The sequence below is a fragment of the Mycobacterium paraterrae genome (assembly GCF_022430545.2).
Lineage (GTDB): Bacteria > Actinomycetota > Actinomycetes > Mycobacteriales > Mycobacteriaceae > Mycobacterium > Mycobacterium paraterrae.
This window is the reverse complement of record NZ_CP092488.2, coordinates 2,760,068-2,782,709: the sequence shown is the minus strand read 5'-3', so window position 1 is coordinate 2,782,709 and position 22,642 is coordinate 2,760,068. Positions and strand designations below refer to the sequence as shown.

General features: G+C 64.1%; 23 protein-coding genes. 6 read left to right on the top strand and 17 right to left on the bottom strand.

Annotated elements, in window-relative coordinates; genetic code table 11:
- Positions 1-3: 3 nt before the first annotated feature.
- From MKK62_RS13260 to MKK62_RS13245, 4 genes are all read right to left on the bottom strand, one after another.
- Complete coding sequence (locus tag MKK62_RS13260; protein WP_240264164.1) at positions 4-231, bottom strand: DUF2516 family protein; 228 nt, start codon at positions 229-231, stop codon at positions 4-6.
- 129 nt (positions 232-360) lie between these two features.
- Positions 361-981 carry a heparin-binding hemagglutinin gene (locus MKK62_RS13255; protein WP_240260652.1) on the bottom strand — a complete coding sequence of 207 codons (621 nt, stop codon included), beginning with the start codon at positions 979-981 and terminating at the stop codon, positions 361-363.
- A 56-nt stretch (positions 982-1,037) separates the two neighbouring features.
- Positions 1,038-1,430: a helix-turn-helix domain-containing protein gene (locus MKK62_RS13250; RefSeq protein WP_240260654.1), complete on the bottom strand. Its 393-nt coding sequence runs from the start codon at positions 1,428-1,430 to the stop codon at positions 1,038-1,040.
- A 116-nt stretch (positions 1,431-1,546) separates the two neighbouring features.
- Entirely contained in the window at positions 1,547-2,857 is a 1,311-nt protein-coding gene (locus MKK62_RS13245; protein ID WP_240264165.1) for a DUF445 domain-containing protein, read from the bottom strand.
- Between the two features lie 256 nt (positions 2,858-3,113).
- Here MKK62_RS13245 and MKK62_RS13240 point away from each other — a divergent pair, with 256 nt between their 5' ends.
- A complete protein-coding gene (locus MKK62_RS13240) occupies positions 3,114-3,815 on the top strand; it encodes a TetR/AcrR family transcriptional regulator (RefSeq protein ID WP_240260655.1) in 702 nt (233 codons plus the stop codon).
- Between the two features lie 17 nt (positions 3,816-3,832).
- A complete protein-coding gene (locus MKK62_RS13235) occupies positions 3,833-4,846 on the top strand; it encodes a prenyltransferase (protein ID WP_240260656.1) in 1,014 nt (337 codons plus the stop codon).
- Here MKK62_RS13235 and MKK62_RS13230 read toward each other — a convergent pair.
- The 3 genes from MKK62_RS13230 to MKK62_RS13220 all read right to left on the bottom strand — a co-directional run bounded on the left by MKK62_RS13230 (position 4,843) and on the right by MKK62_RS13220 (position 8,104).
- Positions 4,843-5,730, bottom strand: a complete 888-nt coding sequence (locus MKK62_RS13230; RefSeq protein WP_240260657.1) for a cyclopropane mycolic acid synthase family methyltransferase — start codon at positions 5,728-5,730, stop codon at positions 4,843-4,845. The two genes, MKK62_RS13235 and MKK62_RS13230, sit on opposite strands and share 4 nt — an antisense overlap.
- A 68-nt stretch (positions 5,731-5,798) precedes the next feature.
- On the bottom strand, positions 5,799-6,731 hold the full coding sequence (locus tag MKK62_RS13225; RefSeq protein WP_286670858.1) for a cyclopropane mycolic acid synthase family methyltransferase: 933 nt from the start codon (positions 6,729-6,731) through the stop codon (positions 5,799-5,801).
- Between the two features lie 122 nt (positions 6,732-6,853).
- Positions 6,854-8,104: a KasA/KasB family beta-ketoacyl-ACP synthase gene (locus tag MKK62_RS13220; protein ID WP_240260658.1), complete on the bottom strand. Its 1,251-nt coding sequence runs from the start codon at positions 8,102-8,104 to the stop codon at positions 6,854-6,856.
- 177 nt (positions 8,105-8,281) lie between these two features.
- Between MKK62_RS13220 and MKK62_RS13215 the strand changes: the two genes are divergently transcribed.
- Positions 8,282-9,193, top strand: coding sequence for a cyclopropane mycolic acid synthase family methyltransferase (locus MKK62_RS13215; RefSeq protein WP_240260659.1), 912 nt, complete (start codon positions 8,282-8,284; stop codon positions 9,191-9,193).
- Between the two features lie 12 nt (positions 9,194-9,205).
- On the opposite strand, the gene MKK62_RS13210 is transcribed toward MKK62_RS13215, so the two are convergent.
- The 4 genes from MKK62_RS13210 to MKK62_RS13195 form a co-directional block, all read right to left on the bottom strand.
- Positions 9,206-10,066 (bottom strand): cyclopropane mycolic acid synthase family methyltransferase, encoded by an 861-nt coding sequence (locus MKK62_RS13210; protein WP_240260660.1) that lies wholly within the window; start codon positions 10,064-10,066, stop codon positions 9,206-9,208.
- Positions 10,067-10,144: 78 nt separating this feature from the next.
- Positions 10,145-10,960 (bottom strand): 3-hydroxybutyryl-CoA dehydrogenase, encoded by an 816-nt coding sequence (locus MKK62_RS13205; protein ID WP_286670902.1) that lies wholly within the window; start codon positions 10,958-10,960, stop codon positions 10,145-10,147.
- A gap of 349 nt (positions 10,961-11,309) precedes the next feature.
- Positions 11,310-12,596 (bottom strand): isocitrate lyase, encoded by a 1,287-nt coding sequence (gene aceA / locus MKK62_RS13200; protein WP_240260662.1) that lies wholly within the window; start codon positions 12,594-12,596, stop codon positions 11,310-11,312.
- Positions 12,597-12,859: 263 nt separating this feature from the next.
- Positions 12,860-13,654, bottom strand: a complete 795-nt coding sequence (locus tag MKK62_RS13195) for an acyl-[acyl-carrier-protein] thioesterase (RefSeq protein ID WP_240260663.1) — start codon at positions 13,652-13,654, stop codon at positions 12,860-12,862.
- A gap of 133 nt (positions 13,655-13,787) precedes the next feature.
- Here MKK62_RS13195 and ramB point away from each other — a divergent pair, with 133 nt between their 5' ends.
- Together ramB and MKK62_RS13185 are read left to right on the top strand one after the other, a co-directional pair.
- On the top strand, positions 13,788-15,209 hold the full coding sequence (gene ramB / locus MKK62_RS13190) for an acetate metabolism transcriptional regulator RamB (RefSeq protein WP_240260664.1): 1,422 nt from the start codon (positions 13,788-13,790) through the stop codon (positions 15,207-15,209).
- The gene (locus MKK62_RS13185) at positions 15,206-15,766 is read left to right on the top strand and encodes a carboxymuconolactone decarboxylase family protein (RefSeq protein ID WP_240260665.1); all 561 of its coding nucleotides are present in this window, start codon (positions 15,206-15,208) and stop codon (positions 15,764-15,766) included. The genes ramB and MKK62_RS13185 overlap by 4 nt, the downstream gene beginning before the upstream one ends.
- On the opposite strand, the gene MKK62_RS13180 is transcribed toward MKK62_RS13185, so the two are convergent.
- From MKK62_RS13180 to adh, 6 genes are all read right to left on the bottom strand, one after another.
- Positions 15,757-16,038: a hypothetical protein gene (locus MKK62_RS13180; protein WP_240260666.1), complete on the bottom strand. Its 282-nt coding sequence runs from the start codon at positions 16,036-16,038 to the stop codon at positions 15,757-15,759. The genes MKK62_RS13185 and MKK62_RS13180 overlap by 10 nt on opposite strands.
- Before the next feature lie 31 nt (positions 16,039-16,069).
- A complete protein-coding gene (gene lpdA, locus MKK62_RS13175; protein ID WP_240260667.1) occupies positions 16,070-17,464 on the bottom strand; it encodes a dihydrolipoyl dehydrogenase in 1,395 nt (464 codons plus the stop codon).
- An 87-nt stretch (positions 17,465-17,551) separates the two neighbouring features.
- A complete protein-coding gene (locus MKK62_RS13170; RefSeq protein WP_240260668.1) occupies positions 17,552-18,127 on the bottom strand; it encodes a hypothetical protein in 576 nt (191 codons plus the stop codon).
- Complete coding sequence (locus tag MKK62_RS13165) at positions 18,120-18,398, bottom strand: putative holin (RefSeq protein WP_240260669.1); 279 nt, start codon at positions 18,396-18,398, stop codon at positions 18,120-18,122. The genes MKK62_RS13170 and MKK62_RS13165 overlap by 8 nt, the downstream gene beginning before the upstream one ends.
- Positions 18,399-18,426: 28 nt before the next feature.
- Positions 18,427-18,918, bottom strand: a complete 492-nt coding sequence (locus MKK62_RS13160) for a DUF779 domain-containing protein (protein ID WP_240260670.1) — start codon at positions 18,916-18,918, stop codon at positions 18,427-18,429.
- Entirely contained in the window at positions 18,918-20,441 is a 1,524-nt protein-coding gene (adh, locus tag MKK62_RS13155; RefSeq protein ID WP_240260671.1) for an aldehyde dehydrogenase, read from the bottom strand. The genes MKK62_RS13160 and adh overlap by 1 nt, the downstream gene beginning before the upstream one ends.
- A 119-nt stretch (positions 20,442-20,560) precedes the next feature.
- Here adh and MKK62_RS13150 point away from each other — a divergent pair, with 119 nt between their 5' ends.
- Entirely contained in the window at positions 20,561-22,618 is a 2,058-nt protein-coding gene (locus tag MKK62_RS13150) for a prolyl oligopeptidase family serine peptidase (protein ID WP_240260672.1), read from the top strand.
- Positions 22,619-22,642 lie beyond the last annotated feature (24 nt).

The following is a 22,642-nucleotide window of genomic DNA, read 5'->3' as shown; positions in this document are numbered from 1 at the left end:
CCGCTATCGCGACTTGCCTTGAATCTCAAGAAGTTTGGGCCGCACGTCGACCCAGTAGACACCGGCGGCACAGGCGGCGGCCACCGCTCCCATAACGTTGAGGATCCAGGCGAGCGGGATGGCCAGACCCAAAATCAGCAGCCATACCGGCTTGGTGAGCTTGTCGGCGGCCGTGTAGGCGTCGGGTCGCTGCATCGCCGCGTGCACGAACGCGTAGAGCGTCATCAGCATGACGCCGATCTGTAGGTAGAAGACGACGATATTCACCAAGTCCACCCACTAAGCGTAAGCGGGTGTCGCCGGAAACGTCGACTCCGAGCCACCCAGGCGGGCGACTCGGAGTCGAGTGGTGAAGCGAAATTACTTCTGGGTGACCTTCTTGGCGGGAGCCTTCTTGGCCGGAGCCTTCTTGGCAGGCACCTTCTTGGCCGGTGCCTTGGCGGGCGCCTTCTTCGCGACCGCCTTCTGGGCCTTCTTGGCGGCTTCGTCGGCCTTCTTGGGCAGCTCGATGCCGACCAGCTTGGCGGCACGCTCGCCGACCGCGCGGGTCTGCGACGCGACGGTGCCCAGCGCCTCCTGAGTCAACTCGACAGCCTGGTCGACGTAGCCCTGGGCGTTCGCCGAGGCTTCGTCCAGACCGGACTGGCTGCGCAGGCGCTCCAGGGCGGCCTCGCCGCGTTCGACCAGCTCGTTGTAGCGCGAGGTCGCGGCCTCGACGTAGCCCTCGGCGGCGCTGCGCAGCTCCTCAGCGGTGAAGCGGTCGCGCAGGTCGCGCAGCTGCTCGGGCAGTTCCTCCTGCAGCTTGGTCAGGCGTGCGCGGCTCTCCTCGACCCGGCTGCGGGTGTCGGTGCGGGTCTCCTCGGCCCGCTCGCGCAGCTCGGCAAGCAGGTCGTTGACAGTGGCCAGGGCCAAGTCGGCGGCGCCGAGCGCGGCAAGCAGCGGGGCCTTCAGGTCGTCGATCGACGGGTTGTTGTCAGCCATGGTGGCTCCTTTCGTCATTCTTCTTGTGCGTCAATGGTTTCCGTTGGTGTCCGGGTTTAGGCAGAGGTGGTCTCCTCCCGCGCAGCGTCGTTTTGCTGCACGAAGGACGTGTAGATGTCCAGCAGGACCTGCTTCTGCCCTTCGGTGATTGTCGCGTCGGCAACGATGGCGTCGCGTACTTCGCTCCTCGGACCGGGTTCGAGCATTCCGGCCTGGACGTAGAGCACCTCGGCGGAGACACGCAGCGCTTTGGCGAGTTGGTTGAGCACGCCGGCCGAAGGTTTGCGCAATCCACGCTCGATCTGGCTGAGATACGGATTGCTCACGCCGGCTTTTTCGGCCAGCTGTCGCACTGATACCTGGGCGGCTTCACGCTGCGCTTTGATGAAGCTGCCGATGTCCGAGGCAGCGGTTGTCACCACTGCAGCGAGGTTTTCCTCCTGCGGCATTGACGCTTCCTCCAGTCCTTGCATCGGCTCGGTCGGTGCGAACGCGCCCACCGTAGCTAACAGGTGCTAACTTTTGCAAGCACTGTTAGCGGACCGAAGAACTTTTGCAAGCAGGTTCAGAACAAAAGCTGGGCTATCGCGTAGATAATCAGCCCTGCCAGCGAGCCCACGACGGTGCCGTTAATTCGGATGAACTGCAGGTCACGGCCAACATGTAATTCGATCCGCCGACTCGCTTCTTCCGCATCCCACCGTTCGATGGTGTCGGTAATAATCGCTGTGATCTCGACCCCGTATTGAGCCACCAAATGCTCGGCCCCGCGCACGATCCAGTTATCGACTTTGTCGCGCAATTCCGCGTCATCGCGTAGCGATTCTCCGATCCCGACCACCGCGTCAGCGATGCGGGTACGCAACGCGCTCGATGGGTCGTCGACGCCTTCGAGCACCAGACGCTTGAGCGTTTTCCACGCCGTGCCGGCGGCGTTGGTGACCTCGTCGCGCGACATCAGCTGATCCTTCACAGCCTCGGCGCGAGCGATCGTGGCGTCGTCGTGCTGTAGGTCGTCGGCGAACTCGAACAGGAACCTGGTCGCCGAGCGGCGCAGCTCGTGCTCCGGATTGCGCCGGACCTTGTCGGTGAAGTCCATCAGCTCGCGGTGGATGCGGTCGCCGACGAGCTGGTCGATGAACCGCGGTGACCAGGTCGGTGAGTCGCGCTCGATGACCCGCTGGATCACCTCGCCGGCATTCAGCGACCACTGGAAGGCGCGATCGGCCAGCAATTGGATCAAGGCTTCCTGCCGGTTCTCGGCCAGCAGAGTGGACAGCACCCGCCCCACCGGCGGCCCCCACTGTGGCTCGGCGATGCGCCGCACGATCATCCGGTCGATCACTTGCTGGACGTCGTCGTCGCGCAGCAGTTCCACCAGCACCCTGAGCACCGTCGCCGATTCGGCGGCAACCCGCTCGGCGTGCGACTGGTCCGAGAGCCACTTGCCCAGCCGGCTGGGAACCTGCGCGTCGCGAATCTTGGTGCTGACGACTTCCGGCGACAGAAAGTTCTCTCGCACGAAGGTGCCCAGGCCCTCGCCGAGCTGGTCTTTCTTGCGCTTGATGATCGCGGTGTGTGGGATCGGGACGCCGAGCGGATGCTTGAACAACGCTGTGACAGCAAACCAGTCCGCGAGTGCGCCGACCATCCCGGCTTCGCCCGCGGCTCCGAGGTAGCCGATCCATACTGCGGTCATGCCACTCGCCTGTGCCCACCGGCAGCCGAGGAATACGGCGGTGGCGCCGACGAGGAAGCTCAGGGCCACGGCCTTCATTCGGCGTAGTGCCCGTTGGCGCTCCGCGTCGGCCTGCGGGTCGGCGCCGGCGAAAGACTCGGCGAACGACGCCGGCTTGGCCGGGTCGCCCGGCGGCAGCGGCGCACCTGCTGCGCGCGACGGACGTTGCGCGTCGGCTCGGTGCCGGGGTCCCGGTGCGGGCCTCCCGTTCAGTTCGACTGCCACTCCACCATCATTCCCGATCCACGTCGCTGTTCGGTGACGATGCACTCCAATTCTCGGTCGGTAACTGTTACCGGCTACGCGACATTGCCCCGTTCTCGGAGGTCCAGACAGGAAATCGTCAGAGTTAAGCATTACTATGCAATAGAACGACGGGATAGGAACCGGCATAGTGGCAAAGCAAATCCCGGCCGGGACGGTAAAAACCGATGGCCGGAAGCGGCGGTGGCACCAACACAAGGTGGAACGGCGCAACGAGTTGATCGACGGAACGATCGAGGCGATCCGGCGTCGTGGCCAGTACGTCAGCATGGACGAGATCGCCGGCGAGATCGGCGTCTCCAAGACCGTGCTCTATCGGTACTTCGTCGACAAAAACGACCTGACCACCGCGGTGATGATGCGGTTCACCCAGACCACGCTGATCCCCAACATGACCAAGGCCTTGTCGTCGAACCTCGACGGCTTCGACCTGACCCGCGAGATCATCCACGTCTACGTGGACACGGTGGCTTCCGAGCCCGAGCCGTACCGCTTCGTGATGGCCAACAACTCGGCCGGCAAAAGTAAGGTCGTCGCCGATTCCGAGCGGATCATCGCCCGGATGCTCGCGGTGATGCTGCGCCGGCGGATGCGCGCGGCGGGCATGGACCTCGGTGGCGTCGAACCGTGGGCGTACCACATCGTCGGCGGCGTGCAGCTGGCCACGCACTCGTGGCTGCTGGACCCGCGCATGAGCTCCGACGAGTTGATCGACTACCTGGCGATGCTGAGCTGGAGCGCGCTGTGCGGCATCGTCGAAGTCGGCGGCTCGCTGGCGAAGTTCCGCGACCAACCTCATCCCTCGCCGATTCTGCCGTCGTCGAGCATGTAGCGGACTACGTTGCGGAAATGACCGCAACGACGCGTTCGCGTTTCAGCTCCTGGGCCTACGCTCTGCGTACCACCAATCCACCGCCGGACGGCCCGGTCGATCGCGTCACCCGCTGGCTGGTCGTCACCCGCGCGGCGGTATTGCCGATGACGCTGTTCGCGGGCCTCGTCGCCGCGCTGCTGGCGGTGGGCCAGCCCGGGTGGGATTGGCGCTGGCTGACTCTCGCAATCGCGGGAATCCTGTTGGCGCACACCGCCAACAACCTGATGAACGATCTCTACGACACCGAGACGGGTTTGGACAGCGCGACCTATCCGCGGGCGCTCTACGCCCCGCACCCGGTGCTTTCCGGGCTGGTCAGCCGGCGCACGCTGCTCGTTGCGATCGGCCTGGTGAACCTGGCCGACCTGGCCATCCTCATCGTGTTGACGTGGGCACGCGGCTGGCCCGTAGTGGCGTTCGCACTGACCGGGTTCGTGCTGAGCTTTGCCTACACCGCACCGCCGTTGCGGTTGAAGAAACGCGGCCTCGGGGAGCCCGACGTGCTGGTGGTCTGGGGACCGATGATGGTCTGCGGCACATACTATTCCGCGGTCGGGCACGTGGGCTGGCCGGTGCTGCTGGCGTCACTGCCCTACGGGCTGCTCTGCACGACCGTGCTGATGGGCAAGCACATCGACAAGATCCCTTACGACCAACCGCTGGGCATCAACACGCTGCCGGTGCTCCTCGGCGGAAGACGGGCCCGCGCAGTAACGCTCGCGATGATGGTCGGGTTCTATGTGCTGGTGGTCGCCGCGGTACTGGCGAAGGCGATGCCGTGGCCGGCACTGCTCGTGGGGCTGGCGCTACCCCGGCTGATCAAGGTGTGGCCGTACTTCCGGCGCCCACCGCCCGACCAGCCGCCGCCCGACTTCCCGGTGTGGCCATTGTGGTACGCGGCGTTGGCCTGGGTGCACGTCCGTCAGGCGGGCGCGTTGCTGGTGGCCGGTCTGGCGATCGGGGCGTTAGTGCCCGGACTAGGTCGTTAGCTCTTCACCAGAGTGAATTGGCCGACCTCAGAGACGTTGCGCTGGAAGAAGTCCGAACACCCGATGAGGTAGCGCATGTAGCGGTCGTAGACCTCTTCGGAGGTGGCCGCGATGGCTTCGTCCCGTGCGGCTTCCAGCTTGGTGGTCCAGGTGTCGAGGGTCCGCACGTAGTGCGGGGTCATTTTCTGCAGCCGCTCGACCTTGAAACCGGCGTTGGCGGAGTACTCGAAGACGTCCTCGTCGCATGGCACCGCGCCACCCGGGAAGATCTCGGCCGCGATGAAGCGCATGAACCGCAGGTCGGACATCGTGATCGGAATGCCCATCTCCGGCCAGCGCTTGAGCGGGTGCCCCATGATCGTCTGCAACACCATCCGCCCGTCGTCGGGCATGATGCGGTAGCAGAGGTCGAAAAAAGCCTTGTAGCGCGACTTCGGGAACGCCTCGAAAGCCTCGATGCTGACGATCCGGTCAACCGGCTCGTCGAACTCTTCCCAGCCACGCAGCAGCACCCGCCGCGATCGATCGCTGTCCACCCCGTCGAGAATCTGTTGTCCCAACGCATGCTGATTTTTGCTCAACGTGAGGCCCACGACGTTGACGTCGTACTGCTCGACGGCCCGCTTCATCATCGCGCCCCAGCCACAACCGACGTCGAGCAGAGTCATCCCGGGCCGCAAGTCGAGCTTGGCAAGGGAGAGATCAAGCTTGGCGATCTGCGCCTCTTCCAGCGACATGTCGTCGCGTTCGTAGTACGCGCAGCTATACGTCCGCGTCGGGTCCTGGAAGAGGCCGAAGAACTCGTTGGAGGTGTCGTAGTGGGCTTGGACGTCCTCGTAGGCCGGCCGCAAATTCGACGAGTCCTCCGACCCGATGTCCGTCATCTGCGATGCGCCTTTCACGTTCGAATCCTGTTGTCAGCTCAAAGCATTGCGCACGTTCGCCGAATCGGCTACGCGGCGGACTTCTCGCAGGTGAATTGGCAGACGTCGGTATAGCCGTCACGGAACAAGTCGGCGCAACCGGTCAGGTATTTGTAGAAGCGCTCGTAGATCTCCTCGGAGGTGATCGCGATGGCCTCGTCCTTCTTCGACTCCAGGTTGCTGGCCCAGGTGTCCAGGGTGCGCGCGTAGTGCGGGCGCAGTTTCTGCTTGAGCGTCACCGAATAGCCGGCGTTGACCGCAGCGTCTTCGACCTGGGCGGCCAGCGGGAGGCGGCCGCCGGGGTAGATCTCGTCCATGATGAATTTGATGAAGCGCACCTTCGACATCGTCAAAGGCAGTTGACGCTCTTTGATCTCTTCATCGCTCGGAATGATGATGGTGTGCAACAGCATTACGCCGTCGTCGGGCATCAAGTTGAACGTCTTCTTGAAATAGTCGTCGTATTTGTTGAAGCCGAAATGCTCGAATGCGCCGATTGACACGACGCGGTCGACCGGCTCATCGAAGTCTTCCCACGGCTGCAGACGCACTTCCATGCTGCGTGTGGTGTCGATGTTCGGGAAACGGTTCTGTTCGATGTGCTGCTTCTGATTCTCCGAGAGCGTCAAACCGATGACGTTGACGTCGTACTTCTCGACCGCGCGCTGAATCGTCGAACCCCACCCGCAGCCGATGTCCAGCAGCGTCATTCCGGGCTTGAGACCGAGCTTGCCGAGCGACAGATCGACCTTGGCCAGCTGCGCTTGCTCGAGGGTGTAGTCGTCCTTTTCGAAGTAGGCACAGCTGTAGGTCTGCGACGGGTCCTGCCACAACCGGAAGAAGTCATTGGAGATGTCGTAGTGGAACTGGACTTCCTTTTTGTCCGAGCCGCGGGTCTGCGAGGCCGACTTGGACAACCATTTGGACTGGGCCGTAGGCGTAGGGCTTGAGGTATCTGACACCGTTTGTCCTGACAATCGGAATGAAATTCTGGGCGGCCGTGCCGGTTGTTCGACACATGGGCCGAGGTTACCGCCCCCTTGCGGGGAATCAGCCTAACTGTTGGCGCAAGTCTAATGCGCGCTCAGTATCGCCCGAAGGCGAGTGCGACGTTGTAGCCGCCGAACGCGAACGAGTTGCTGACCGCGTACTGGTAGTCGCCGCGTCGCGGCTCACCGGCTACGACGTCGAGATCGATCTGCGGGTCGAGTTCGTTCAGGTTGAGCGTCGCCGGTATCACGCCGTCGCGCAGCGCCAGGACGGTCAGGATCGCTTCCACTGCGCCGACCGCGCCGAATGAATGCCCCAGCGCGGCCTTCGGCGCGTAGACGGCGGGCTGGTGGGTCCCCATGATCCGCCGGATCGCCTTTGCCTCGGCGAGGTCGCCTTCGACCGTCCCGTTGGCGTGCGCGTCGACGTGATCGATGTCTGCCGGGCCGAGTCCGGCGAGTTGGATCGCGCGTGCGATGGCGCGGCCGGCCTGCTCGCCGGTCGGGTCGGCAAGCACGGCCTGGTAGCCGTCCGATGTGATGCCGGCGCCCATTACCCGCCCAATGATGTTGGCGCCGCGGGCTTTTGCATGCTCCTCGGTCTCGAGGGTCATCAGCGCTCCCGCTTCGCCGAACACGAAACCGTCGCGGTCCTTGTCGAACGGCCGACAGGCGCCGGCCGGATCGTCGTTGTTGGTCGACAGCAGACCCTGATTGCAGAAAGACGCGATCGGTACCGCTTCGATTTTGGTTTCGACGCCGCCGCAGATCGCCATGTCGGCCTCACCGAACACGAGATTGCGCCAGGCCAGCGCGATCGCCTCGGCACCCGAGGCGCACGAGGCCACCGGCGTGAGGATGCCGGCCTTGGCGCCGCGCTCCAAACCGACGGCCGCCGCGGCCGCATTGGGCATGGCCTTTTGGACGCCGACAGGCGAGATCGCCTTCATACCCCGCTTTTGAAAGTCGTCACTGACCTCGATGAACTCTTGCGTGGAGCCCATCCCGGTTCCGATGGAGACCATCAGGCGACTGGTGTCGACCTCCGGCGAACCGATGCTGTCCCACAGGCGCCGCGCGACCTGCGTCGAGATCTTCTGCAGGTATAGAAACCGGCGCAGCTCGATCCGGGTGAGGTACTGGTCGAAGTCCTCGAGTAGATGGCCGCCGATCCGAACCGGTAGGTCGAACCTTTCGACGAACTCGTCATCCAGCTTGCGAATACCGCTCTCGCAGGCAAGCAATCGCCGCCAGGTTTCGTCTGCGTCGGTGGCCAACGGCGTCGTCATCGCGACGCCCGTGACTACTACGTCCGGAAGACCGTTTCCCGTAGACAACTCCGCCATCGCTGCACATCAGTCCTTCGCTCAAGTTAACAGCGCTGATTGCCACTACTCGCGGCCATTCCCCATTGTGACGAAAGCCTAAACCTGGCGCGATCGCGAGGTGGCCTCCGGATTCGCCCCCGGAGGGACGCTTCGCAATTGGGATTGTGGCGTCACGCGGCCGGGTATATCGTCACGATGGTGGCTCCAGGAGGCGAAGCCGACGGCGTTGCGCTGCAACCGAATGTCGGCAACATTCAATCGCATTACGATCGCTCGAACGAATTCTTCAAGCTGTGGCTTGACCCAACGATGACCTACAGCTGCGCGTATTTCGAACGCGACGACATGACGCTGCAAGAGGCGCAAATGGCGAAGGTCGATCTATCGTTGGGCAAACTGGGTCTGCAACCGGGAATGACGTTGTTGGACATCGGTTGTGGCTGGGGCTCGACGATGCGTCGCGCCGTCGAGAAGTACGACGTGAACGTGATCGGGTTGACGCTGAGCGAGAACCAGTTCGCCCACAACAAGCAGAAGTTCGCCGAAATGGACTCTCCCCGCACCAAAGACGTGCGGCTGCACGGATGGGAAGAATTCGACGAACCCGTCGACCGCATCGTGTCGATCGGGGCGTTCGAGCATTTCGCCGACGGCGTCGGCACCTACGAGCGCTACGCCGACTTTTTCAAGATGTGCTACAACGTTTTGCCCGACGACGGTGTGATGCTGCTGCACTCGATCGTGGTGCCTTCCGAACAGGAGGCCGAGGAGATGGGCCTGAAGCGGACCATGTCGCTGATGCGCTTCATCAGTTTCATCCGCAAGGAGATCTATCCCGGCGGCCGGCTACCGATGGTCTCGGTGGTCGACGAGTACGCAACCGCGGCTGGATTCGAGATCACCCGCCATCACATGATCGGCGAGAACTACGTGCGCACCCTCGACACTTGGGCCAAGGCGCTCGAAGCCCACAAAGACGAAGCCATCCAGCTGAAAGGGGAAGACGAGTACAACACCTTCGTCAAGTACCTGACCGGCTGCCGGGAGCTGTTTCGCGACGGCTTCACCAACGTGTGTCAATTCACCATGGAGAAACCAGCCGCGTAACTGCTCGCGGCGTCACTTGACCAGGGTGTATTGCGCGACGTCGGTGATACCTCGGCGGAAGAAGTCGGCACAGCCCGTCAAGTAGCGCATGAAGCGGTCGTAGGCCTCCTCGGACTGCACCTGGATCGCGCGCTCCCGATTCGCTTGGAGATTGGCGGCCCATGTGTCGAGTGTGCGCGCGTAATGCGGCCGCAGCCGATCGATTTTCTCGCAGCTGAAACCGGCTTGTTGCGAGAATTCCAATATGTCTTCCTGGGACGGCATTTGACCGCCCGGGAAAATCTCTTTCTGTATGAAGCGCATGAACTTCAGGTCGGTCATCGTGACCTTGACGCCGTGTTCGCTCCAATACGTCCAGGGGTGGGTGAATATGCTGTGCAGCAGCATCCGGCCATCAGCCGGCATTATCTCGTGTGCACGTTCGAAGAAGGCCAGATAGCGTTCCTTCTTGAAAGCGTCGAAAGCCTCGAACGACATGATGCGGTCGACCGGTTCGTCGAACTCTTCCCAACCCTGCAACCGCGCCTCGGCCCGGCGAGTCGTCGGGATGGCGTCCAGCTTAGCCTGGCTGTACGCCGCATGATTGCGGCTGAGCGTGATACCGATGACGTTGACGTCATAGCGTTGCAGGGCCCGGACCAGTGCCGCTCCCCACCCACAGCCGACATCCAACACCGTCATGCCGGGTTCGAGCTTCAGCTTGTCCAGCGCGAGATCCAGTTTGGCCATCTGCGCTTCTTCCAGCGTCATATCGTCGCGGTCGAAGTATGCGCAGGTATAGGTCATCGTGGGATCAAGAAAAAGCGCAAAGAATTCATCGGAGATGTCGTAGATCGCCTGCGACTCTTCATAATACGGCTTTAGCTTGGACATGCTATTGACCTATCGAGTTGACCCGGCCCGAGTGGTCACGACAATACCGCGTTCTGCGGCATATGGCATACCGCTCATTCAGTACGAGTAAAAGCCCTTGCCGGATTTCTTGCCCAGTTGGCCGGCTTCGACCATGCGCTGCAACAGCGGTGGGGGCGCGTAGTGCGCATCCTTGAGTTCGTCGTACATCGCGTCGGCGATCAACTTCATGGTGTCCAGGCCGATCAGGTCGGACAGCCGCAACGGACCCATCGGGTGCGACAGGCCCGCGACGACCGCGGTGTCGACGTCTTCGATCGACGCGACGCCCGACTCGACCATCCGGATGGCCGACAACAGGTAGGGCACCAACAGCGCGTTGACGATGAAGCCGGAACGGTCGCCGCAGCGCACCACCTTCTTGCCGAGCACCTCGCCGGCGAAGTGCTCGACGCGTTGCACCGCCTCGTCGTTGGTGACCAACGTGTTGATCAACTCGACCAGCGGCAGCACGGGCACCGGGTTGAAGAAGTGCAGGCCGAGCACACGACCCGGATTCTTGGTCGCCGCAGCGATTTTCATGATCGGGATGCTCGACGTGTTGGACGCGAGGACGGCCGTGGGATCGGTGACGATCTCGTCGAGCTCGGCGAAAAGCTTGGCCTTGACGGCCTCGTTCTCGACGATCGCCTCGATGGTCAGCTGACGGTCCGCGAGGTCGGACAGCGTGCTGGTGTAGCGCAGCCTTTTGCAAGTCGCGTCGCGGTCGTCGGCGGACAGCTTGCCCTTGCCGACAGCCCGCTCCAGGGACGCCTCGATGCGCCCCTTGCCCGCGGCGGCGAGTTCTTCAGTCGGCTCGTAGACCACCACGTCGGCGCCGGCCTTCGCCGACACCTCGGCGATGCCGGCGCCCATCTGTCCAGCGCCGATAACGCCTACGCGCTCAATCGCATTGCTCACGTCCAGGTTGTCCTCTCGATATGCGGCAGGCCCCGCCCAGGGTTTCCGGGCGGGGCCTGCGCTGTCAAGCCGGATGCTTGTGGCTACGGCTTGGGCTTAGTGGAACTTCCCATGCGCGAGCAGACGCGAACTCGCGCGATCGCGGCCGCATTTATGCGATTTTGCGTCTGTTCGCCACGGGGCCTTGGGCTCAGTGGCTGACCATGTCGGTTCCACTTCCTCCTCGCGGCCCCAAGGCCGCGCATCGTCAGTGGCTACCGTTCTCGGTTCCACTTCCTCCTCGCGGCCCTAAGGCCGCGCATCGTCAGTGGAACTGACCCTCTTCGGTGGAGCCGGCCAGAGCGGTCGTCGACGAGGTCGGGTCCACCGTGGTGGCGATCCGGTCGAAGTAGCCGGCGCCGACCTCGCGCTGGTGCTTGGTCGCGGTGTAGCCGCGCTCCTCCGCAGCGAACTCGCGCTCCTGCAGCTCGACGTAGGCGCTCATCTGGTTGCGGGCGTAGCCGTAAGCCAGATCGAACATCGAGTAGTTCAGGGCGTGGAAGCCGGCCAGCGTGATGAACTGGAACTTGAAGCCCATCGCGCCGAGTTCCTTCTGGAACCGCGAGATGGTCGAGTCGTCCAGGTGCTTGCGCCAGTTGAACGACGGCGAGCAGTTGTAGGCCAGCATCTGGTCCGGGAACTCGCTCTTGACGCCCTCGGCGAAGCGGCGCGCCAGGTCGAGGTCCGGAGTACCGGTCTCCATCCAGATCAGGTCGGAGTACGGCGCGTAGGCCTTGGCGCGGGCGATGCAGGGCTCGAGGCCGTTCTTCACCCGGTAGAAGCCCTCGGCGGTGCGCTCGCCGGTGATGAACGGGCGGTCGCGCTCGTCGACGTCGGAAGTGATGAGGGTGGCGGCCTCGGCATCGGTACGGGCGATGACGACGGTCGGCACGTCGGCGACGTCAGCCGCGAGGCGGGCTGAGGTCAGGGTGCGGATGTGCTGCTGGGTCGGGATCAGCACCTTGCCACCCAGGTGGCCACACTTCTTCTCGGACGCGAGCTGGTCTTCCCAGTGCGAACCGGCGACACCGGCGGCGATCATGGCCTTCTGCAGCTCGTAGACGTTGAGCGCACCACCGAATCCGGCCTCACCGTCGGCGACGATCGGGGCCAGCCAGTTCTCGACCGAAGTGTCGCCCTCGACCTTGGCGATCTCGTCGGCGCGCAGCAGCGCGTTGTTGATCCGGCGGACCACCTGCGGCACAGAGTTGGCCGGGTACAGGCTCTGGTCGGGGTAGGTGTGGCCGGACAGGTTGGCGTCACCGGCGACCTGCCACCCGGACAGGTAGATGGCCTTCAGGCCGGCGCGAACCTGCTGGACGGCCATGTTTCCGGTCAGCGCACCCAGCGCGTTGACGAACTCCAGGTCGTGCAGCTGGCGCCACAGCACCTCGGCACCGCGGCGGGCCAGGGTGGCCTCCTCGACAACCGAGCCCTGCAGGGCCACGACGTCGGCGGGGGTGTAGGTACGGGTGATGCCCTTCCAGCGGGGGTTGGTGTCCCAGTCCTTCTGGATCTCTTCGGGGCTCTTCGGCTGGCCAACGCTCGACATAGCGCTCTCCTCAAAAGTTACTGACCTGAGGACCCGAGATTTCCATGCTTGCTAAGGACCCCAGCGCCATTGCTGACTTGCTAACACGAAGATGGCACAGGTCAGCAGCCCAGGTCCACCTATTTTGATGCCAACTTTGGCTAGGGGTCAGCCGCTTTTTGCAAAGATTGCGAAGATCCTTCGCAACTGAACCGGTTCAGCTGTTACCCGTTGGTAACTTAAATTCGCAGGTCAGCCCGGCGGTTTGCATAACGCTCGTACGGTTAAAGCGGGAAGATCGCGGCGAGCGCTTTCACCTCGTCGCCGACCGCATATGTGAGCGTTCTAACAGTGCGGTTCGCGAGGTTCTCGCCGAACCGGTCGGTGGAACCCGCCGGGTGGACGTGCGAGATGATCTCGAGCTTGTCGCCCAGGGCCACCGGCGCGTCGTGCTCGATGGCCACCCGCAGCGGCGCCGCGAGCAGTTCGGGAAACGACCAGAGATAGTCCTCGACCACGCTCCAGTAGACGGAGTTGTTCATGTGGTCGAACAGGTCGATATCGGTCACGCGAACCGGAAAGTCGTGTACCGCTGTGGCGTCGTCGCGGCTGCCCGGTTTCAGGTGGCCCTTCCAGCGCAACCGGTTGACATCGGTCGTCTTGCGCAAACCGTCGAGGAAGTCGTCGGAGATGCGCGACGGCATCTGTGTGTCGCGGTTGATGTTGATCCAGAACGCCTCGGATTCCATGAGCCCGCCCTTGCGCCCGTCGATCCGCACCCTCATCTCGCACCAGCGATTAGAGGTTCCCGAACACCAGCGGCGCATCCGCAGCATGTCGCCGAACTCGACGGGACGAATCAGGTCGATGATGGTGCGGCGCACGATCCACAGCGGGTGGGTCTCTTCGAACCCCATCTCCCGTAGCTGATCCTGGCCGATGTCCTGAATGTGACGGGCAGCGGCGTCGAAGCGAAGCCGGCCGTGTCGGTCGATGTCGCCGACACGTAGCGGCCACTCCCGGTCGAAGACGTCGGGATGCCCGTCGGGCACCGGCATCATCACTTTGTCCAAGCTCACGGCTCCACTCCCAGCCCTGCAAGGCACCCTGGCCTTCGAGCGCATAATGCCAAAAGACCTGCCCTTCCAGCCAATCCTCAGTCGCTCTGCAAATGTTGCTAACCGTGCCTTCGCAACGCGGTACGCTGGCTGAATGGCCAAGACATTCGTTGGCTCGCGAGTCCGGCAGCTACGCGGCGAGCGCGGGTTCAGTCAGGCCGCACTCGCGCAGATGCTCGACATCTCCCCCAGCTACCTCAACCAGATCGAGCACGACGTCCGGCCGTTGACGGTCGCCGTGCTGCTGCGCATCACCGAGGTCTTCGGCGTCGATGCGACGTTCTTCGCCTCGCAGGACGACACTCGGCTGCTTGCCGAACTGCGCGAAGTCACTCTGGACCACGACCTCGGTGTCGAGGTGGATCAATCCGAGCTTGCCGACGTGGTGAATTCGCACCCGACGCTGGCGCGCGCTTTGGTCAATCTGCACCGGCGATACCGGCTCACCACGACGCAACTCGCGGCCGCCACCGAGGACCGGTTCTCCGACGGCAGCGGCAGCGGCTCGATCACCATGCCGCACGAAGAGGTGCGTGACTACTTCTACGAACGGCAGAATTACCTGCACGAACTCGACACCGCCGCCGAGGAACTCACCGTACGAATGCGCATGCACCGCGCCGACCTGGTCCGCGACCTGTCCGACCGGCTGACATCGGTGCACGATGTTCGCATCAAGCGGATTGATTTGGGCGACAACGTCCTTCATCGCTTCGACCCGAAAACCAACACGCTGGAAATCGGCGGCCATTTGCCGTCGGGTCAGTACGCGTTCAAACTCGCCGCCGAGCTGGCCTACCTGGAGCACGGCGAGCTGATCGACCGCCTGGTCGACGAGGGCAGTTTCACCAGCGACGAGTCGCGCACGCTGGCCCGGCTCGGGCTGGCCAATTACTTCGCCGCCGCGACGGTGCTGCCGTATCGGCAGTTCCACGAGATCGCGGAGAATTTCCGCTACGACGTCGAGCGGCTGTCGGCGTTCTACGCGGTGAGCTACGAGACCATCGCCCACCGGCTGTCCACCCTGCAGCGGCCGTCGATGCGCGGCGTGCCACTGTCTTTCGTCCGCGTCGACCGGGCTGGCAACATGTCAAAACGCCAGTCCGCCACAGGGTTTCACTTCTCGTCCGCGGGCGGAACCTGCCCGCTGTGGAACGTCTACGAGACCTTCGCCAATCCCGGCAAGATCCTGGTGCAGATTGCGCAGATGCCGGATGGACGCAGTTACATGTGGGTGGCCCGCACCATCGAGCGCCGCGCATCGCGATATGGTCAGCCGGGTAAAACCTTCGCGATCGGGCTGGGCTGCGAACTCCGGCACGCCCACCGGCTCGTCTACTCGGAAGGACTCGACTTGTCCGGCGACCCCGCCTTGTTGGCCACTCCGATCGGCGCGGGTTGCCGGGTCTGCGAACGCGACACCTGCCCGCAGCGGGCGTTCCCCGCGCTGGGTCGCGCCCTCGACCTCGACGAGCACCGCAGCACGGTGTCGCCTTACCTGGTGAAGCAGGCATGACGGCCCAGAATCCCCGTATCCCGTCCGGTCGTTTCCGCGAGCTCGGACCCGTCAACTGGGTGCTCGCAAAGCTCGGCGCCCGCACGGTGAACGCTCCGGAGATGCACCTGTTCACCACGCTCGGTCAGCGTCGATTCCTGTTCTGGGCCTGGGCCGTCTACGGCGCTCGGCTATTGCGCGGCCGCCTACCGCAGGTCGACACCGAACTGGTCATCCTGCGGGTCGCTCATCTGCGCAAGTCGGAATACGAACTGCAACACCACCGCTGGATCGGACGCCGTCGCGGCCTAGACGACCGCACGCAGGAACTGATCTTCGCCTGGCCCGAATCAGCGCACGACACCACGTTGACGGAACGGCAACGGGTGCTGCTCAGCGCGACCGACGAATTCGTGTTGCACCGATCGATCAGCGACGCCGTCTGGCAGCAGCTCAGCCAGCATCTCGACCGCAAGCAGATCATCGAATTCTGTCTGCTGGCAGGGCAATACGATGCTCTAGCCGCCACGATGTCAGCCTTGGAGATCCCGCTAGACCATCCGGGCGATCACAAGTAACTGTCGGCCACCACAAGCAGCGACAGCAGCACCGGCAGCACCGGCAGCGCGAGCGCGAAGGCCGCCACAGCGCGATTCCCGCGTCCGCGCACCCGTCGTCCCCATAGGGTCGCGACCAACGCCAAGACCGCCGAGAGAGCCAAAATGATCGGCCCCCACAGCCCCGCCGTAGTGAAAAAGTCGCCCACCGAAATGGCGATCAGCCATAGCACGTAGCCGACGAGCACGCCGCCGACCGCGGCCCACACCGATTCGGCTCGCACCGCTTTCATCCTCGTCACGTCGGCCCCCAGGCAGTCGGTGTCAGAAGTTGATCATGTGCCCGGTCAGGCCGTGGAAGCACTCCTGCAGCGCCTCGGACATGGTCGGGTGCGTATGGACGTTGCGCGCCAACTCAACTGCGGTCAGGTCCCACTTCTGCGCCAGAGTCAGCTCCGGCAGCAGCTCCGAGACGTCGTGGCCGACGAGATGTCCGCCGAGCAGCTCGAGATGTTTCGCATCGGCGACCAGCTTCACGAAGCCGCTGGCGTCGCCCACACCATGGGCTTTGGCGTTCGCAGTGAACGGGAATTTGGCGACCACGACGTCGTAACCCTCGTCGCGGGCCTGCTGCTCGGTGAGGCCGAAGCTCGCCACGTTCGGCTGACAGAAGGTCGCGCGCGGCAACATCCGGATGTCGCCGAGCGGCATGGTCTCGTCGCCGCCGATGGTTTCGGCCGCCACCACGCCCTGCGCCTCGGCGACGTGCGCCAGCTGCAGCAGGCCGGTGACATCGCCGATCGCGTAGACGTGGTCGACGTTGGTGCGCATGTAGTCGGTGACACCGATCGCCTTGCGGTCGGTCAGCGCGACACCGACCTTGTCCAGGCCGAAGCCCTCGACATTGGGAGCGAAGCCGATGGCCTGCAACACCTTTGCGGCCTTGAGTTCCTCGGTCTTGCCGTCCTTGCTGACCGTCACGGTGACCGTCGACCCGTCGTCGTTGATCGACTCGACCTTGGTGCCGGTGAGAATCTTGACGCCGAGTTTCTTGTATTGCTTTTCGATCTCTTTGGACACGTCGGCGTCTTCGTTGGGCAGCGCGCGCGGCAGGAACTCGACGATGGTCACGTCGACGCCGTAGTTCTTCATCACGTAGGCGAACTCGATGCCGATGGCGCCGGCGCCGGCGATGATGATCGACTCGGGCAGCTCGCGGGTCATGATCAGTTCCTCGTAGGTGACCACGTTCGCCGACAGCGAGGTGCCGGGGACCAGCCGGGTGCTGCTGCCGGTGGCGATGATGACGTTGTCGAACGTGACGGTCTCGGTGCCGCCCTCGTTGAGGTCGACGGAGAGGGTGTGTGCGTCGGTAAATGTGCCGTAGCCGTGGATCTCGGTGATCTTGTTCTTCTTCATGAGGAAGTGCACACCGGCAACCCGACCCTCGGCGACCTTGCGGCTGCGGTCGAAGGCGGCACCGTAGTCGAAGGTCACCTCGCCGCTGATCCCGAAGGTCTTGGCTTCCTTGTTGAAGATGTGCGCGAGTTCGGCGTTGCGCAGCAGCGCCTTCGACGGGATGCAGCCGACGTTGAGGCAGACTCCGCCCCAGTACTTCGGTTCCACGATCGCGGTATTCAGCCCCAGCTGCGCGGCGCGGATGGCCGCAACGTATCCGCCGGGTCCGGCTCCAAGAACGACAACGTCATAGTGGGTCACGGCACCTACCCTAGTGGCTGCCGCCAAACAGAACTGAGGGTCGTGATCTCGGGCGCGATCGCAGCCGTGGCTTCCGTTTCGCGGCGCTCAGTAAGGCAGAACGCCCGCCGCGCAGTGGCGGTGGCTGTGCTCGCAGTAGAACTTGCCGTATACCGGCGCCGCGCCGACGACAGCGGCGAATACCGCCGAGATCAGCGCGATCGACAACGCCGGGACCAGCGGCCGGTCGGGCACCATCGCCAAGATCAGACCGGCGACAGTCGTCACGACGACGTAAGCCAGCACCACGAAGACCACGGTGGTCTTGTGTTTCGAGGGGTCGTGGCTCCACCAATAGAACAGCCCTGCGCCGGCGGCCCCCGCCGGGATCCAGACCGCAAGCAGGATCAGCGCGAACTTCCACCACATCAGGTACGGGTATGCGACCGCCGGAAGAGCCTCCGACGGCGGCGCTTCGGTCTCGGTGTAGGCCGTCGGAATGACACCGCTTTCCGGTGCCGTTTCCTCCGGTGATTTGCGGCGCAACCAGCCGCGTCGGCGCGGCGGCGGCTCGGGCTCGATGAAGGCGGGCTCGGCCCTGGGCTGCATGCCGGTGTCGAAGGTCGGCTTGTACGGCTCGGTCAGCGGCATCGACTCGGTCTCCACGCGTTCGCTCTCAGCCACGCGTCACGACCTCGACCAGGGCAAGCACTCCGAACCACCCCGGCGCCAGCGCCAGGATGAACGCGCCCAACGCGGTCAGCCACGGGCGTCGGGCCATCAGAACCACCAGCAGTCCGACCACGCTGGGGAATCCCACCACCAGGGCGATCGCGATGTCGGGACGCATTCGAGCATGCTCCACCGTCAACGCGGCCGTCCCGCCCAGGAGTCCGGCCGCGACGCCGAGCAGCATCGCGCTGGCCAGAAACCAGGGCCGCGGCAGCGGAATCACGATTCAAAGATACTGCCGACGCCGCCGACTACGGCTTTAGCGGCGCGGCGCGCCCTGCGGGGACTGGACAGACGTCGACAGCGGCCGCAACCACCGGCGCACGCTCACGGGGCCGGTCTCCGCGTTCGTAGTCGGCCCCGGTGACGACGGCAGCTGCGGCGAGTTCGGCGTTTTCACTGTCGGTGAACGACCGTCCGCGAGACAGGAAACGCTTGCCCTCGGGCGCTTCCACACTGAACCCGCTGCCCCGCCCGGGCACCACGTCGATCACGAGCTGGGTGTGCTTCCACGCCTCGAACTGCGGCCCCGAAATCCACACCGGCACCCCGTCGGCTCCGATGTCGAGCACACCGAGCAACACGTCGCGGTCACCGACGATGAAGTCGCCCAGCGGGTAGCACATCGGCGACGACCCGTCGCAGCAGCCGCCGGACTGGTGGAACATCAACGGGCCGTGCTGCTTTCGCAACTGGTCGAGCAGCGCGGCCGCGTCGGCCGTGACTACCACGCGCGGGGTCATCAGAAAAAGCCTTGTGCCTTCTGCGAATACGACACCAAGAGATTTTTCGTCTGCTGGTAGTGGTCGAGCATCATCTTGTGGTTCTCCCGGCCGATGCCGGACTGCTTGTAACCACCGAACGCGGCGTGCGCCGGGTAGACGTGGTAGCAGTTGACCCACACGCGACCGGCCTGGATGTCGCGGCCAGCACGGTAGGCGGTGTTGCCGTCGCGGCTCCAGACTCCAGCACCCAGGCCGTAGAGGGTGTCGTTCGCGGTCGCGATGGCGTCGTCGTAATCCTTGAACGATGCGACTGACACCACCGGCCCGAAGATCTCTTCCTGAAAGATCCGCATCTTGTTGTTGCCGGCGAAGATGGTGGGCTGCACGTAGTAGCCACCGGACAGGTCGCCGCCCAACTCGGCGCGCTCACCGCCGGTGATCACCTTGGCGCCTTCGTCTTTGCCGATTTCGATGTAGGACAGCACCTTTTCGAGCTGATCGTTGGAGGCCTGGGAACCGACCATGGTCTCGGTGTCCAGCGGGTCGCCTTGGCGGACGGCTTTGGTGCGGATCGCCACGAGTTCCAGGAATTCGTCGTAGATGTCGGCCTGCACCAGGCTGCGCGACGGGCAGGTGCACACCTCGCCCTGGTTAAGCGCGAACATCGTGAACCCTTCCAGCGCCTTGTCCTGGAAGTCGTCGTTGGCGGCCATCACGTCGCTGAAAAAGATGTTCGGGCTCTTGCCGCCCAGTTCCAGGGTTACCGGGATCAGGTTCTGGCTGGCGTACTGCATGATCAGCCGCCCGGTGGTGGTCTCACCGGTGAAGGAGACCTTGGCGATCCGGTTGCTCGACGCCAGCGGCTTGCCGGCCTCGACGCCGAATCCATTGACGATGTTGACCACACCGGCCGGTAGGAGATCACCGATCAACGACATCAGATAGAGCACCGAGGCGGGCGTCTGCTCGGCGGGTTTGAGCACCACGGTGTTGCCGGCCGCCAACGCCGGCGCCAGCTTCCAGGTGGCCATCAGCAGCGGGAAGTTCCACGGGATGATCTGCCCGACCACGCCCAGCGGCTCGTGGAAGTGGTAGGCGACGGTGTCGTCGTCGACCTGCGACAGCGAGCCTTCCTGGGCGCGGATCGCGCCGGCGAAGTAGCGGAAATGGTCGACGGCCAACGGGATGTCAGCGGCCAACGGCTCTCGGATCGGCTTGCCGTTGTCCCAGACCTCGGCCAGCGCCAGCGACTCCCGATTGGCTTCGATCCGGTCGGCGATCTTGTTCAGGATCGCCGCGCGCTCGGCGGGCGCCGTCTTGCCCCACTTCGGAGCCGCCCCGTGTGCGGCGTCGAGCGCCTTCGCGATGTCGGCCGCATCGGAACGGGCCACCTCACAGAATGGCTGTCCGATCACCGGCGTCAGATTTTCGAAATAGCGGCCGGCGGCCGGCGCCACCCATTCACCGCCGATGAAGTTGTCGTATCGCGACTCGAACGACATGAGCGCGCCTTCGGCGCCGGGACGTGCGTAAACGGTCATCGACATCAGCTCCTCGGTCGTGCGTGACAAACCTCACAGTACCGCTCACGGCCCATGGACGGCCGTCGTCACCAGCATGGCGTGAACCCTGATTGTCGGCGGCAAGCAGAATGGCGGTCATGAACGACGACCCCTATCTGTGGCTGGAGGACGTCCTCGGCGACGAGCAACTCAACTGGGTGCGCAACCGCAACGATCCGACGGTCGCCCGGTTCGGCGGCGAGGAGTTCGAGCGGATGCGTGCCGAGGCGCTCGAAGTGCTCGACACCGACGCCCGCATCCCGTACGTCCGCCGCCGCGGCGACTACCTGTACAACTTCTGGCGCGACGCCACCAACCCCCGCGGGCTATGGCAGCGCACCACGCTCGACAGCTACCGAAGCGACAACGTCGAATGGGACGTGCTCATCGACGTCGACCAGCTGGCTCGCGACGACGACGAGAACTGGGTCTGGTCGGGCGCCATTGTCATCGAACCCGAATTCGACCGTGCCCTGGTCAACCTCTCCCGGGGCGGTGCGGACGCCGTCGTCGTCCGGGAATTCGACGTGACGACACGACAATTCGTGGACGACGGGTTCGAGCTGCCGGAAGCCAAGACGCAGATCAGCTGGCACGACCGCGACACCGTCCTGGTGGGCACCGACTTCGGCCCCGACTCGCTGACCGACTCCGGCTATCCGCGCATCGTCAAAAAGTGGCGGCGCGGCACGCCGCTCGCGGAGGCGCAGTTGGTGTTCGAGGGTGCCCGTACCGACATCAGCGTAAGCGGATCGACCGACCGGACACCGGGTTTCGAGCGGACCTTCATCTCACGCGCCACCGACTTCTGGAACAGCGACCGCTACGAGTTGCGTGGCGAGGAGCTGATCCGAATCGATGTCCCGTCTGATGCCAGCAGCGTCTCGATCCACCGTGAGTGGCTCTTGATCGAACCGCGCACCGACTGGGAGTTCGGCACAAATACCTACCCTGCCGGCTCGTTGCTGGCGACGAATTACAACGAATTTGTCGACGGTGCACGCGATTTGACCGTGATCTTCGAACCCGACGCGCACACCTGCCTGCACCAGTACGCCTGGACCCGCGACAGGCTGCTGCTGGTCACGCTGGCCGACGTGGCCAGTCGGGTCGAAACAGTCACCCCGCCCTCGCGTGACGACCCGCTGCGCCCGGCTTCGCCGCGCTTGCGATCGTCACGGGGCAGTTGGGAGCGCGCACCGCTCGCGGGCATTCCCCCGGCGACCGAGAGCGTGATCGTCGCCGCCGACGACACAGGCGACGAGTTCTTCCTCGACTCCAGCGGCTTCGACAGTCCGTCGCGCCTGCTGCGCGGCACCGGCCACGGGCCGCTCGAGCAGGTCAAGGCCGCGCCCGCATTTTTCGACGCTGAAAATCTCTCCATCGCACAGTATTTCGCCACGTCGAAAGACGGCACCGCGATTCCCTACTTCGTCGTGCGGCCCGGCGGAGTCGGCGGCCCGGGTCCGACGCTGCTCTACGGCTACGGCGGATTCGAGAATTCTCTGACCCCCAGCTACAGCCCGGTGATGGGCCGGCTCTGGTTGGCCCGGGGCGGCACCTATGTGCTGGCCAACATCCGGGGCGGGGGTGAGTACGGTCCGCGATGGCACACTCAGGCGATGCGCGAAAACCGCCACCTGGTTGACGAAGACTTCGCCGCTGTGGCAACGGATCTGGTTGACCGTGGCATCACCACGGTGCCACAGCTCGGCGCACAGGGCGGCAGCAACGGCGGTTTGTTGATGGGCATCATGCTGACCAAATACCCGCAGCTGTTCGGTGCGCTGGTGTGCCAGGTGCCGTTGCTGGACATGCGCCGGTTTCACCTGCTGTTGGCGGGCGCATCATGGGTCGCCGAATACGGCAATCCTGACGACGCCGACGACTGGCAATTCATCGCCGAATATTCGCCGTACCAGAATGTTTCGGCCGACGTGAAATATCCGCCGGTGTTGATTACGACGTCCACCCGGGATGACCGCGTGCACCCCGGGCATGCCCGCAAGATGACTGCGGCGTTGGAGGCGACCGGCCACCAGGTTTGGTACTACGAGAACATCGAGGGTGGTCACGCCGGTGCGGCCGACAATGCCCAGAGCGCGTTCAAAACGGCGCTGGCGTTTTCGTTCCTGTGGCAGATACTCAGCACTTGACAGCAAAACCGGTGAAGGTGTGGT